The 12,276-nt window shown below is 59.1% G+C and carries 14 protein-coding genes; 10 read left to right on the top strand and 4 right to left on the bottom strand.

Translation table 11 applies throughout. The annotated features are described in order from the left end of the window. Nucleotides 1-22: 22 nt before the first annotated feature. The 4 genes from EQV97_RS18910 (at nucleotide 23) to EQV97_RS18895 (ending at nucleotide 4,185) form a co-directional block, all read left to right on the top strand. Nucleotides 23-1,054, top strand: a complete 1,032-nt coding sequence (locus EQV97_RS18910) for an amino acid ABC transporter substrate-binding protein (RefSeq protein ID WP_122838809.1) — start codon at nucleotides 23-25, stop codon at nucleotides 1,052-1,054. 65 nt (nucleotides 1,055-1,119) lie between these two features. Continuing rightward, complete coding sequence (locus EQV97_RS18905) at nucleotides 1,120-2,301, top strand: amino acid ABC transporter permease (protein ID WP_045062115.1); 1,182 nt, start codon at nucleotides 1,120-1,122, stop codon at nucleotides 2,299-2,301. Between the two features lie 10 nt (nucleotides 2,302-2,311). Then, nucleotides 2,312-3,409: an amino acid ABC transporter permease gene (locus EQV97_RS18900; protein WP_045062116.1), complete on the top strand. Its 1,098-nt coding sequence runs from the start codon at nucleotides 2,312-2,314 to the stop codon at nucleotides 3,407-3,409. A gap of 11 nt (nucleotides 3,410-3,420) precedes the next feature. Continuing rightward, a complete protein-coding gene (locus EQV97_RS18895) occupies nucleotides 3,421-4,185 on the top strand; it encodes an amino acid ABC transporter ATP-binding protein (RefSeq protein WP_122838810.1) in 765 nt (254 codons plus the stop codon). A 73-nt stretch (nucleotides 4,186-4,258) separates the two neighbouring features. Here the strand turns inward: EQV97_RS18895 and EQV97_RS18890 are convergent, their stop codons facing one another. Next, nucleotides 4,259-5,761, bottom strand: coding sequence for a S8 family serine peptidase (locus EQV97_RS18890; protein ID WP_346769735.1), 1,503 nt, complete (start codon nucleotides 5,759-5,761; stop codon nucleotides 4,259-4,261). Then, a complete protein-coding gene (locus EQV97_RS18885) occupies nucleotides 5,758-5,901 on the bottom strand; it encodes a hypothetical protein (RefSeq protein ID WP_240889499.1) in 144 nt (47 codons plus the stop codon). Before EQV97_RS18885 ends, EQV97_RS18890 begins: the two co-directional genes overlap by 4 nt. Before the next feature lie 256 nt (nucleotides 5,902-6,157). On the opposite strand from EQV97_RS18885, the gene EQV97_RS18880 reads away from it, so the two are divergent. From EQV97_RS18880 to EQV97_RS18860, 5 genes are all read left to right on the top strand, one after another. Beyond that, entirely contained in the window at nucleotides 6,158-6,817 is a 660-nt protein-coding gene (locus tag EQV97_RS18880) for a FadR/GntR family transcriptional regulator (RefSeq protein ID WP_122838812.1), read from the top strand. A 13-nt stretch (nucleotides 6,818-6,830) separates the two neighbouring features. Continuing rightward, nucleotides 6,831-8,114 carry a CynX/NimT family MFS transporter gene (locus EQV97_RS18875; RefSeq protein ID WP_201147553.1) on the top strand — a complete coding sequence of 428 codons (1,284 nt, stop codon included), beginning with the start codon at nucleotides 6,831-6,833 and terminating at the stop codon, nucleotides 8,112-8,114. A 112-nt stretch (nucleotides 8,115-8,226) separates the two neighbouring features. Then, on the top strand, nucleotides 8,227-8,697 hold the full coding sequence (locus tag EQV97_RS18870; RefSeq protein WP_122838814.1) for a nuclear transport factor 2 family protein: 471 nt from the start codon (nucleotides 8,227-8,229) through the stop codon (nucleotides 8,695-8,697). Nucleotides 8,698-8,737: 40 nt separating this feature from the next. Continuing rightward, nucleotides 8,738-9,046, top strand: coding sequence for a GIY-YIG nuclease family protein (locus tag EQV97_RS18865; RefSeq protein ID WP_045062121.1), 309 nt, complete (start codon nucleotides 8,738-8,740; stop codon nucleotides 9,044-9,046). Nucleotides 9,047-9,130: 84 nt separating this feature from the next. Continuing rightward, nucleotides 9,131-10,069 (top strand): glutathione S-transferase family protein, encoded by a 939-nt coding sequence (locus EQV97_RS18860; protein ID WP_240889497.1) that lies wholly within the window; start codon nucleotides 9,131-9,133, stop codon nucleotides 10,067-10,069. A gap of 85 nt (nucleotides 10,070-10,154) precedes the next feature. Here EQV97_RS18860 and EQV97_RS18855 read toward each other — a convergent pair whose 3' ends face one another. Together EQV97_RS18855 and yejK are read right to left on the bottom strand one after the other, a co-directional pair. Next, on the bottom strand, nucleotides 10,155-10,505 hold the full coding sequence (locus EQV97_RS18855; RefSeq protein ID WP_122838816.1) for a glutaredoxin family protein: 351 nt from the start codon (nucleotides 10,503-10,505) through the stop codon (nucleotides 10,155-10,157). Beyond that, a complete protein-coding gene (gene yejK / locus EQV97_RS18850; RefSeq protein WP_122838817.1) occupies nucleotides 10,505-11,509 on the bottom strand; it encodes a nucleoid-associated protein YejK in 1,005 nt (334 codons plus the stop codon). The genes EQV97_RS18855 and yejK overlap by 1 nt, the downstream gene beginning before the upstream one ends. 485 nt (nucleotides 11,510-11,994) lie before the next feature. Here yejK and EQV97_RS18845 point away from each other — a divergent pair, with 485 nt between their 5' ends. Continuing rightward, on the top strand, nucleotides 11,995-12,276 hold the full coding sequence (locus EQV97_RS18845; protein ID WP_007905514.1) for an HU family DNA-binding protein: 282 nt from the start codon (nucleotides 11,995-11,997) through the stop codon (nucleotides 12,274-12,276).

Genomic DNA, 12,276 nt, shown 5'->3' with positions numbered 1-12,276 from the left:
AAGAGCAAAACTGGAGGTTTGAATGAAGATGTTGAAATCCACCCTGGCCGTCGTGACTGCAGCCGCAGTACTTGGCGTCAGCGGGTTCGCTCAGGCGGGTGCAACCCTGGATGCAGTGCAGAAGAAAGGTTTTGTACAGTGCGGTGTAAGTGACGGCCTGCCGGGTTTCTCGGTTCCGGACGCCACTGGCAAGATCCTCGGCATCGATGCTGACTTCTGCCGCGCTGTAGCCGCTGCCGTATTCGGCGACGCGACCAAGGTTAAATTCAGTCAGTTGAACGCCAAGGAGCGCTTCACTGCGCTGCAGTCCGGCGAAATCGACATCCTGTCGCGCAACACCACCATGACCAGCTCCCGTGACGCGGGCATGGGCCTGAAGTTTCCAGGCTTCATCACCTACTACGACGGCATCGGCTTCCTGGTTAACAACAAGCTGGGCGTCAAGAGCGCCAAGGAACTGGACGGTGCAACCATCTGCATCCAGGCCGGTACCACCACTGAGCTGAACGTTTCCGACTACTTCCGCGGCAACGGTCTGAAATACACCCCGATCACCTTCGACACCTCCGATGAAAGCGCCAAGTCGCTGGAGTCCGGTCGTTGCGACGTGCTGACCTCCGACAAGTCCCAACTGTTCGCCCAGCGCAGCAAGCTGGCCGCGCCGAAGGACTACGTGGTTCTGCCGGAAACCATCTCCAAGGAGCCCCTGGGCCCTGTCGTGCGTAACGGCGATGACGAGTGGCTGGCAGTGGTCCGCTGGACTGGCTACGCCATGCTCAACGCTGAAGAAGCCGGCATCACTTCGAAAAACGTCGAAGCTGAAGCCAAGGCCACCAAGAACCCGGACGTCGCTCGTATGCTCGGGGCTGACGGTGAATACGGCAAGGATCTGAAACTGCCGAAAGACTGGGTCGTACAGATCATCAAGCAAGTAGGTAACTACGGCGAAGTGTTCGAGAAAAACCTCGGCAAGAGCACCCCGCTGGAAATCGACCGTGGCCTGAACGCGCTGTGGAACAACGGCGGCATTCAATACGCACCACCAGTGCGCTGATGGTTCTATCACCCGGTGGGCCAACCGCCGGGTGATGTTCTGTTCCATTCTTTGCGGGGCACTTCATGCAAAATTCAATCGGCGCACCAAAGCAGAGGCTCAGCCTCAGCGATCCCAAAGTGCGTGCGTGGCTATTCCAGATCATCACCATTGTGGCGGTGGTCTCGCTGGGCTGGTTTCTGTTCGACAACACCCAGACCAACCTGCAACACCGGGGCATCACTTCCGGCTTCGACTTCCTGGAGCGCAGTGCCGGTTTCGGCATCGCTCAACACCTGATCGACTACACCGAATCGGACAGCTATGCCCGGGTGTTTGTCATCGGCCTGCTCAATACGCTGCTGGTGACGTTCATCGGCGTGATCCTGGCGACGATCCTCGGGTTCATCGTCGGCGTGTCACGGCTGTCAAAAAACTGGATTATTGCCAAGCTGGCGACAGTGTATGTAGAGGTTTTCCGCAACATTCCGCCGCTGCTGCAGATCCTTTTCTGGTACTTCGCGGTATTCCTGACCATGCCAGGACCGCGTGCCAGTCATAACTTCGGCGATACCTTCTTTGTCAGCAGCCGTGGCCTGAACATGCCAGCGGCGTTGGCGTCGGATGGTTTCTGGCCATTCGTGGCCGGCGTGGGCGTGGCCATTGTCGCTATCGTGCTGATGTGCCGCTGGGCCAACAAACGTTTCGAAGAAACCGGCGTGCCATTTCACAAATTCTGGGTCGGCCTGGCACTGTTCCTGGTGATCCCGGCACTGTGCGCGTTGATCTTTGGCGCTCCGGTGCATTGGGAGATGCCCAAGCTGCAAGGCTTCAACTTCGTTGGTGGCTGGGTATTGATCCCCGAACTGCTGGCGTTGACCCTGGCGCTCACCGTGTACACCGCGGCATTCATTGCCGAGATCGTGCGCTCGGGCATCAAGTCGGTCAGCCATGGCCAGACCGAGGCGGCGCACTCCCTGGGGCTGCGCAACGGTCCGACCCTGCGCAAGGTGATCATCCCGCAAGCCCTGCGCGTGATCATTCCACCGCTGACCAGCCAATACCTGAACCTGGCCAAAAACTCCTCGCTGGCTGCCGGTATCGGTTACCCGGAAATGGTTTCGTTGTTTGCCGGCACGGTGCTGAACCAGACCGGACAGGCGATCGAGGTGATTGCCATCACCATGAGCGTGTACCTGGCGATCAGTATCAGCATTTCCCTGCTGATGAACTGGTACAACAAGCGCATTGCGCTGATCGAGCGGTAAGGAATAGCGCATGAGTACTCATATCTTCAAACCTGACATGCCGCCACCGGACCGCAGTATCGGTGTGGTGGCGTGGATGCGCGCCAACATGTTCTCCAGCTGGCTCAACACCCTGCTGACCCTGTTTGCGTTCTACCTGATCTACCTCGTGGTGCCGCCGATCCTCAGCTGGGCGATCATCAATGCCAACTGGGTCGGGACCAGCCAGGCAGACTGCACGAAGGAGGGCGCCTGCTGGGTGTTCATTCAGCAGCGCTTCGGCCAGTTCATGTACGGCTACTACCCGGTGGACATGCGCTGGCGCGTGGACCTGACCGTATGGCTGGCGGTTATCGGCGTAGCCCCGTTGTTCATCTCGCGCTTCCCGCGTAAAGCGGTGTACGGGCTGAGCTTCCTGGTGCTGTATCCGATCATTGCCTGGTGCCTGTTGCACGGTGGTGTGTTTGGCCTGACCCAGGTGGCGACCAGCCAATGGGGCGGCCTGATGCTGACCCTGGTGATCGCCACCGTCGGGATTGCCGGCGCCTTGCCGCTGGGTATTGTCCTGGCACTGGGGCGGCGCTCGAACATGCCGGCGATTCGCGTGGTCTGTGTGACCTTCATCGAATTCTGGCGCGGCGTGCCGTTGATCACGGTGTTGTTCATGTCCTCGGTAATGCTGCCGTTGTTCCTGCCCGAAGGCATGAACTTCGACAAGCTGCTGCGGGCCCTGATCGGCGTGATCCTGTTCCAGTCGGCCTATGTGGCCGAGGTGGTGCGCGGTGGTCTGCAGGCGATTCCCAAAGGTCAGTACGAAGCAGCCGCCGCAATGGGCCTTGGCTACTGGCGTTCGATGGGCCTGGTGATCCTGCCGCAAGCCCTGAAGCTGGTGATCCCTGGCATCGTCAACACCTTCATTGCGCTGTTCAAGGACACCAGCCTGGTGATCATCATCGGCCTGTTCGACCTGCTCAACAGCGTCAAGCAAGCGGCCGCCGACCCGAAATGGTTGGGCATGGCCACTGAAGGCTACGTGTTCGCCGCCCTGGTGTTCTGGATTTTCTGTTTTGGTATGTCGCGCTATTCCATGCATCTGGAACGCAAGCTCGACACTGGCCACAAGCGTTAGGAGTTCTTTTTATGAGCGAAGCAATCAAACAGCCTGTGAGCCCTGAAGGCATTATCCAGATGCAGGGCGTGAACAAGTGGTACGGGCAGTTTCACGTACTCAAGGACATTAACCTGAACGTCAGGCAGGGCGAGCGAATCGTCCTGTGCGGCCCGTCGGGTTCCGGCAAATCCACCACCATTCGCTGCCTCAATCGCCTGGAAGAACACCAGCAAGGGCGCATCGTGGTCGATGGCGTGGAGCTGACCAACGACCTCAAGCAGATCGAGTCGGTGCGTCGCGAAGTCGGCATGGTGTTCCAGCACTTCAACCTGTTCCCGCACCTGACCATCCTGCAGAACTGCACCCTGGCGCCGATGTGGGTACGCAAGATGCCCAAGCGCAAGGCCGAGGAAATCGCCATGCACTACCTGGAACGCGTACGCATTCCGGAGCAGGCGCATAAATTCCCGGGGCAACTGTCCGGCGGTCAACAGCAGCGCGTGGCGATTGCCCGTGCCCTGTGCATGAAGCCGAAAATCATGTTGTTCGACGAACCGACTTCGGCACTCGACCCCGAGATGGTGAAAGAGGTGCTGGACACCATGATCGGCCTGGCCGAAGACGGCATGACCATGCTTTGCGTGACCCACGAAATGGGCTTCGCCCGTACCGTGGCCAACCGCGTGATCTTCATGGACAAAGGCGAGATCGTTGAACAGGCGGCGCCGAATGACTTCTTCGACAACCCGCAGAATGAGCGCACCAAGCTGTTCCTGAGCCAGATCCTGCATTGATCGAAGCTTGGCAGTGAAATAAACCCGGACTGAGTGCCGGGTTTATTTTTTTCCAATCGACAACCGCCTGCTATCAGCTGGTTTTTTTATCCAACGCCAACTGCACTGCCTTCAATGCATTGAGCCTGCCGTGACCGTAATAGTGGCTATGGCCATTCTGATCATATTTTCCCATCGCTCCATCCAGGAAATGAGTGATCTTGTCGCAGCAGTCAGCAAGGATCGAGCGAACTTCGGTGCGTGTCAGCGCGGGGTTCACCGATAAAACCAGAGCCGCCACCCCGGCGGCGCCGGGGCAGGCGCTCGACGTTCCGCCAAAGCTCTCGGTGTAGTTGCCCCACAAGTCACCTTGGCCAAGGGCTTTGTCGTTGTAGCCATTTCTTCCTCGCAGATCTGTTGTCCATATGCCGCGGGTGCGAGCGGGAAAACTTCTGGGCTGGAAATTGTTATCCGGGTGCTGTTCCTGATCACTGGGAAATGAGCACCAGATGGCTTTTCCGTAATCACTGTAGGCGCTGCGGCGGCTGTGGTCGTTGCAGGCGGCTACGGCCATGACCAGTGGATGGCTGGCATAACCATCATTGTCGACACTTTCACTGCCATTGCCGGCGGCGAAGAAGATCGGGCAGCCCTTGCCCTTTCGCCCTCTGAGCGCGGCGAAATCAATGGCCAGGCGAACACTGGCGGGTAACGGATGGACTTGATGATGGGCCGGGTCCATAGGGTCGGCCCAGTTTCCATCCGGAGGGCCCCAACTGCAACTGATGATGTCCGCGCCATTGAGCGCAGCCCAGACGAAAGCGTTCGCTTCGGTCTGACCGCCCAGTGACTCCCCGTCACCCAGGCTGATCGGCATCAGTCTTGCCCTGGGTGCGACTCCGCTTGCGCCATGCAGGCCATCGGCACAGGCGACACCTGCGACGGCGGTACCATGGCTTTCATCGGCGTCCTGAGGGCGCGGGTCGGCTCCGGGTTCCCTGGGGTCCCTGTAGCTCCTCGGGGCGACGATCTTGTCGGCCGAGGTGAATTCGGGATGGTCGATATCAAAAGCATCGTCTATGACGGCGATCACTACATTCGCGCCCAGACTCAGGGCGTGGGCCGCCTCGACGTTGGCACTGGCATCAATTTCATACTGATAGCTCACAGTGGTTTTTTTCAGGTGCCACTGATTGGGGTGGATAGTGCGTGAGTGACGTTTTGTCAGGAGTTCAGGATGGCAGTACTCCACATCCTCACGTTCGAGCAAGGTCAGGGCCTGATTGAATACCTGTGTTCCGCAGCCTTCTCCTGGCGTCACGAAATAAGCGTTTTGTGCGTAAACGACTTTTGTCTTGATCGTCAGTCCTGCTTGTTCGAGTACGGTTTCGCAGGCCAGCGAGTCGTGTGAGTCGATAAACTTGATGAAGATATTTTCGGTATAGATCACGGGTTCCCCGGTGTCCGCCGCCACCAGGCCGCTGCCGGCGAAACGCACGTTGGGTAGTTGTCGCAAGCAGCGCTTGCAGGCCTGCAGATCCCCGGAGTCGGCTGGCAGCTTGAAAACGCTCAGTCCTGACGACTCAAAATGAATCACCCGTTGTGCATGGTCCAGGGGGGGGCGGTGGTGTCGAGAACGGCTGGCAAGCCGGGAAGGGTTCGGACGACGACCAGATCAGAGGCGGTGTCCAGAAAGAACGAAGGATCTGATTTGGTGCCGTATTTGAATTCCTGCATAGCGTGTTCCTTGTCTGTGTGAAGTTAGGAGGCGCTGAAGCACGGCCCAAGGCAGTGCCTTGGGTGCAGGAAGTCTATTGACCGGGTGCAGCGTTCATCTATCGGAAAGGGCTGAGGCTGTTGCGGGAAACTTCTTCAATATCTGTCGGATGTAGGCAGGCAGTTCTACCTTGATGGAGCAGCGGTTGTCTTCTGGAGTAAACCTGACTAACATGTCAGAAAATACATCCTATGATTGGATGACTGCACGAGTGTTTTGTCTGAGATGTCTCCATTGGTAAAAAGGTCTCTGGTCGACCAGGCGTTGGATCAGCTGCGTTTACGCATCACCGAAGGCACGTGGGCTGTGGGCCAACGCCTGCCCACCGAACCCGAGTTGTCCGCAGAACTGGGTATCAGCCGCAACACCGTGCGCGAAGCCATGCGCGTGTTGGCTTTTTCCGGGTTGATTGAGATCCGCCAGGGTGACGGCAGTTACCTGCGCGCGGTGATCGATCCACTCGACACCCTCAAAGCGCTGTCCCGCTGCTCTCATGAACAGGCCCGCGAGACCCGGCACATTCTTGAAGTCGAGGCCATTGGCCTGGCCGCCTTGCGCCGCACCGATGAAGACCTGGTGGCCTTGCGTGAAGCATTGGGCGTCAGCGGCAGCCACTACCATGGCGATCTCGACAGCTACATCGCCTGCGACCTGGTGTTTCATCGGCGCCTGGTCGATGCCGCACACAACCCCACGCTCAGTGAGCTGTATCGCTACTTCTCCAGCATCGTCGGTGCGCAACTGCGCCAGACCCTGAACATCACCCCACGGCGCCAGGAAGTGTTCGACCTGCATATCGAACTGCTGGACGCCGTCGAGCAACGTGACCCGGAACGGGCCAAAGCCCTGTCCAGGCAGTTGATCAACGAACCTTGAACACGAGAAAACCATGTCCAGCCGTAACAGCAACATCCCTGAAGCCAAACGCACGGCAGAGCTCGAAGAGCTGCTGATCGACGCCGAGGCCGATGACGACGAGGTGCAGAACAGCCATCCGATCCTGCGCCGGCCCTGGCTGCTGTTGCTGGGCCTGATCCTGGTGGCATTGAACTTGCGCCCGGCGCTATCGAGCATGGCGCCGATGCTCAGTGACGTGTCGAAAAGCCTCGGATTATCGGCGGCCCAGGCCGGTCTGCTGACCACCTTGCCGGTGCTGTGCCTCGGCCTGTTCGCACCGCTGGCACCGATCCTGGCGCGCCGTTTCGGCGCCGAACGGGTGGTGCTGGGCATTCTGCTGACGCTGGCCGGAGGAATCATCCTGCGCAGTTCGTTTGGCGAAATCGGCCTGTTTGCCGGCAGCGTGCTGGCGGGTGCCAGCATTGGTGTGATCGGCGTATTGCTGCCGGGTATCGTCAAGCGCGACTTTGCCAAACACGCGGGTACCATGACCGGGGTCTACACCATGGCCCTGTGCCTGGGGGCGGCGATGGCCGCAGGCGCCACCGTGCCGCTGAGCGAACATTTCGACCAGAGCTGGGCCACGGGCCTGGGCTTCTGGGTTATTCCGGCGTTGGTCGCGGCGCTGTTCTGGCTGCCGCAAGTCGGGCAGAAACACGGTGCGCACAATGTCGCCTACCGGGTTCGCGGTTTGCTGCGCGACCCGCTGGCCTGGCAAGTGACCTTGTACATGGGCCTGCAATCGTCCCTGGCGTACATCGTGTTCGGCTGGTTGCCTTCGATCCTGATCGGTCGCGGCCTGACGCCGACCCAGGCGGGGCTGGTGCTTTCCGGCTCGGTGATCGTGCAGTTGGCCAGTTCTTTGGCGGCTCCCTGGCTGGCGACTCGCGGCAAGGACCAGCGCCTGGCGATCGTGGTCGTCATGGCCTTGACCCTCAGCGGCCTGTTCGGGTGCCTGTATGCGCCGATCGATGGCTTGTGGGGTTGGGCGATTCTGCTCGGGCTGGGGCAGGGCGGGGCGTTCAGCCTGGCGCTGACCCTGATCGTGCTGCGCTCGCGAGATGCCCACGTGGCGGCGAACCTGTCGAGCATGGCTCAAGGCTTCGGCTACACCCTGGCATCCATGGGGCCATTGGCGGTCGGCATCGTGCATGACTGGACCGGCGGCTGGGCAGCGGTCGGCTGGATTTTCGGGGTCATCGGCCTGGGCGCGATCCTTGCCGGCCTGGGAGCCGGGCGATCGTTGTACGTTCAAGTAGTCAGCGAAAAACTCTGACTCATCGGACACTATCGGTATTCGGCCCACGAATGCCGATAGTGTTCCGCGAATTGACAGGCTATCGTGCGGGCAGACTTCAAAACTGTTCTGCAACCCAGGGAGCCTGCACATGAGTGATGCCCACCAAGCATTGATTACCCGGTTTTACCAGGCTTTCCAGCGGCTGGATGCCGAAGCCATGAGCGCCTGCTACACCGATGACGTGGTGTTCAGTGACCCGGCCTTCGGTGAACTGCATGGGCGTGATGCGGGTGATATGTGGCGCATGCTCACCACTCGTGCCAGGAACTTTTCCCTGACGTTCGACGATGTCCGTGCCGACGAGCGTACCGGGAGTGCACATTGGGTGGCGACGTACCTGTTCAGTCAGACCGGCAATACCGTGGTCAACGACATCCAGGCACGGTTCGTGTTTCGCGACGGAAAAATCTGCGAGCACCACGACCGTTTTGACTTGTGGTCCTGGTCACGCCAGGCGCTCGGTTTCAAAGGTCTGCTGTTGGGCTGGTCGCCCTTGGTAAAAAACGCCGTTCGGGCCCAGGCCTTGAAGGGGTTGAAGGCATTCCAGGCCGGGCGCTGATAAGATCGCCACTTGTTTCTTTTCCAATCCAGATCGTCAATTGAACAGTCTCAGCCAAACGTCTGTCAGCGCCGTCGAAACGCCGCTGGTCAGCAAGCCCTGGTTTGTCTACCTCGTACGTGCCGCCAATGGTTCGCTGTACTGCGGGATCAGCGACGACCCCGTTCGCCGCTTCGCCACTCATCAGCGGGGTAAAGGCGCGCGCTTCTTCCTCTCAAGCCCGGCCGTGGCCCTGGTGTACACCGAGGCCTGTCGCGACAGGAGTGAAGCGCTACGTCAGGAGCGGCTGATAAAGAAACTCAGGAAAAGCGCCAAGGAATGCCTGGTCGCGAACTATCAATCTGACTGATCAGTTCCCATCAGGCAGACCCGTAGGCCGCCTGCGGATTGCGCGCTAAGCTGCTGACTCCTAATTCGCGCGGCGGAGCCGAGCATGTCCGAGTTGATCCTGCATCATTACCCGACGTCCCCTTTCGCCGAAAAGGCCCGCCTGTTGTTGGGTTTCAAGGGGCTGTCCTGGCGTTCGGTGAAGATTTCACCGGTAATGCCCAAGCCTGACCTCACCGCCTTGACGGGTGGCTATCGCAAGACGCCGGTGTTGCAGGTCGGTGCAGACATCTACTGCGACACTGCGTTGATTGCCCGGCGCCTGGAGCAGGAAAAAGCCTTGCCGGCACTCTTCCCGGAAGGTCAGGAGATGATCGCTGCGTCGTTCGCCGCCTGGGCGGACTCAGTGGTGTTCCAGCATGCCGTTAGCCTGGTGTTTCAGCCGGAATCTGTCGCCGTGCGTTTTGCCAGCCTGCCGCCGGATGCCATCAAGGCCTTCCTGGCGGATCGCGCCGGGCTGTTCAGTGGCGGCAGCGCCACCCGCTTGTCTGCCGAGCAAGCCAGGCACCAGTGGCCGACGATCATGGCGCGACTCGAACAGCAACTGCAGCGCGAGCAGGGTGATTTCCTCTTCGGCGAGCCGTCGATTGCCGATTTCGCCCTGGCGCACCCACTGTGGTTCCTCAAGGCGACGCCGGTCACTTCGCCGCTGGTCGATGGGTATCCGGCAGTGTCCGCCTGGTTGGGCCGCGTCTTGGGCTTTGGTCATGGGGCCCCGAGCGAGATGAGTTCAGAGCAAGCGCTGGAGGTGGCACGCAGCGCTACACCGGCGCAGTTGCCGCAGGAACGCTTTGCAGAACCTAACGGTTTCGAGGCGGGTCAGCGGGTAGTGATTGCGGCCACGGATTACGGGGTTGATCCGGTGGCGGGTGAGTTGTTGTTTGCCGGAAGTGAAGAGCTGATTCTGCGTCGCGAGGATGAGCGGTGCGGGGTGGTGCATGTGCATTTCCCGCGATTCGGGTTTCGTCTCGAAAAACAGCGGTAAATCAAAAGATCGCAGCCTCCGGCAGCTCCTGCATCAGAGCAGAGCGGTGTTCATCTGCAGGCGCTGCCGAAGGCTGCGATCTTGTTTATTTCAAGGCTGCGAGTATGGCTTGCGGGTCATACCCGCGAATCAACGTCCCGTTTACATCGATGATCGGAATGCCGCCGCCACCCAGCGCCTCGTAAGCCTTGCGCGCCTGGGCATCCTTCTCGATATCGAACTCCTTGTACGGAATGCCTTTCTGGTCGAGAAACCGTCGGGTCAACTTGCAGTAACCACACCATTCAGTGGCGTAGAGCACCACATTGGCCTTGGCCTGGGTCTGCTCCGATACCACTTGGGACGGATTGAACACCCGTTCTATCTTGCCCCAGTTCTGATAGACCACGATCACCAGCAGTATCAGCAGGAATTTTTTCAGCACGCCCCGCAGCATCAGTTGCGACGCTTGAGCTGATCGGTGAGCTGGGTTGGCAGGCCCTTGATGATCAGGGTGCCGGCTTCTTCGTCGTACTCGATCTTCGAGCCCAGCAGGTGCGCTTCAAAGCTGATGGAGAGGCCCTCGGCACGGCCCGTGAAACGACGGAATTGATTCAGGGTACGTTTGTCCGCAGGGATCTCCGGAGACAGGCCGTAGTCCTTGTTGCGGATGTGATCGTAGAACGCCTTAGGACGTTCTTCATCAATCAACCCGGACAGTTCCTCCAGGCCCATGGGCTCACCCATCTTGGCCTGGCTGCTGGCGTAGTCCACCAGCGTCTTGGTTTTCTCCCGGGCGGACTCTTCCGGCAGGTCTTCGCTTTCAACGAAATCACTGAAGGCCTTGAGCAGCGTGCGCGTTTCACCGGGGCCGTCGACGCCTTCCTGGCAGCCGATGAAGTCGCGGAAATACTCCGAGACCTTTTTCCCGTTCTTGCCTTTGATGAACGAAATGTACTGCTTGGACTGCTTGTTGTTCTGCCACTCCGACACGTTGATCCGCGCCGCGAGGTGCAGTTGACCCAGGTCCAGGTGACGGGACGGGGTCACATCGAGCTGCTCGGTCACGGCGACGCCTTCGCTGTGATGCAGCAGGGCGATGGCCAGGTAGTCAGTCATGCCTTGCTGATAGTGTGCAAACAGCACGTGCCCACCGACCGAGAGGTTGGATTCCTCCATCAGCTTCTGCAGATGCTCCACCGCCACCCGGCTGAATGCCGTGAAGTCCTTGCCGCCTTCGAGATACTCCTTCAGCCAGCCGCTGAACGGGTGCGCCCCGGACTCGGCATGGAACAAACCCCAGGCCTTGCCTTGTTTGGCGTTGTAGCTCTCGTTGAGGTCGGCAAGCATGTTCTCGATGGCGCTCGACTCAGGCAACTCTTCGTTGCGGGCATGCAGAACTGCAGGCGTGCCGTCGGGTTTTTTGTCGATCAGGTGGACGATGCAATGGCGGATCGGCATGGGCTTCTCGGCTGATTGTAGAGAGGAGGGCGCGCTCCCCGAAAAAGCGCCCAGTGTACCGCAACTAGGAATGCATGCCCTTTGTAGGAGCTGCCGAAGGCTGCGATCTTTTGACTTTGCTTTTTAAACAAAAAAGATCAAAAGATCGCAGCCTTCGGCAGCTCCTACGGGGGGCGCGAGGGCATTTCAGGGCAACGAGATAGTCCTTATGCTGTTTTTTAACGTTTTAGACCAATAAAGCTGACCAAATGGTTAGCTAGAGGCGGATATTTCCCCGTCTCTGTGCTAGTTTTGCCCGGTCTTGCGCGAAGTCACTGCGTTAAGCGTGCATTCAGCATTTGTCAGGTCGAACCAAACCCTGATTTCGGTATCTATAACCCCGATCCCGTGGTTATTGGCCGAGGGTGCCAGATCCAGAAGATCGGGCTCGATGGCTGACACTGCACTCTGCAATCCATATGAATTTGATAGGGAAGGAACACTACATGGCTCTTACTAAAGACCAACTGATCGCCGACATCGCTGAAGCTATCGACGCGCCAAAAACCACCGCGCGTAATGCTCTGGACCAACTGGGCCAAATCGTTGCCGATCAGCTGGAAAATGGCGGCGAAATCACTCTGCCAGGTATCGGCAAATTGAAAGTGACCGAACGTCCTGCCCGTACTGGCCGCAACCCTTCGACTGGCGCTGCCATCGAAATCGCTGCCAAGAAAGTTATCAAGCTGGTTGTGGCCAAAGGCCTGACCGACGCTGTTAACAAGTAA

Source organism: Pseudomonas sp. TMW22090 (genome assembly GCF_022496665.1).
GTDB lineage: Bacteria > Pseudomonadota > Gammaproteobacteria > Pseudomonadales > Pseudomonadaceae > Aquipseudomonas > Aquipseudomonas gregormendelii.
Note: the sequence above shows the minus strand (reverse complement) of the source record. Positions and strands in the feature narration are given on the sequence as shown.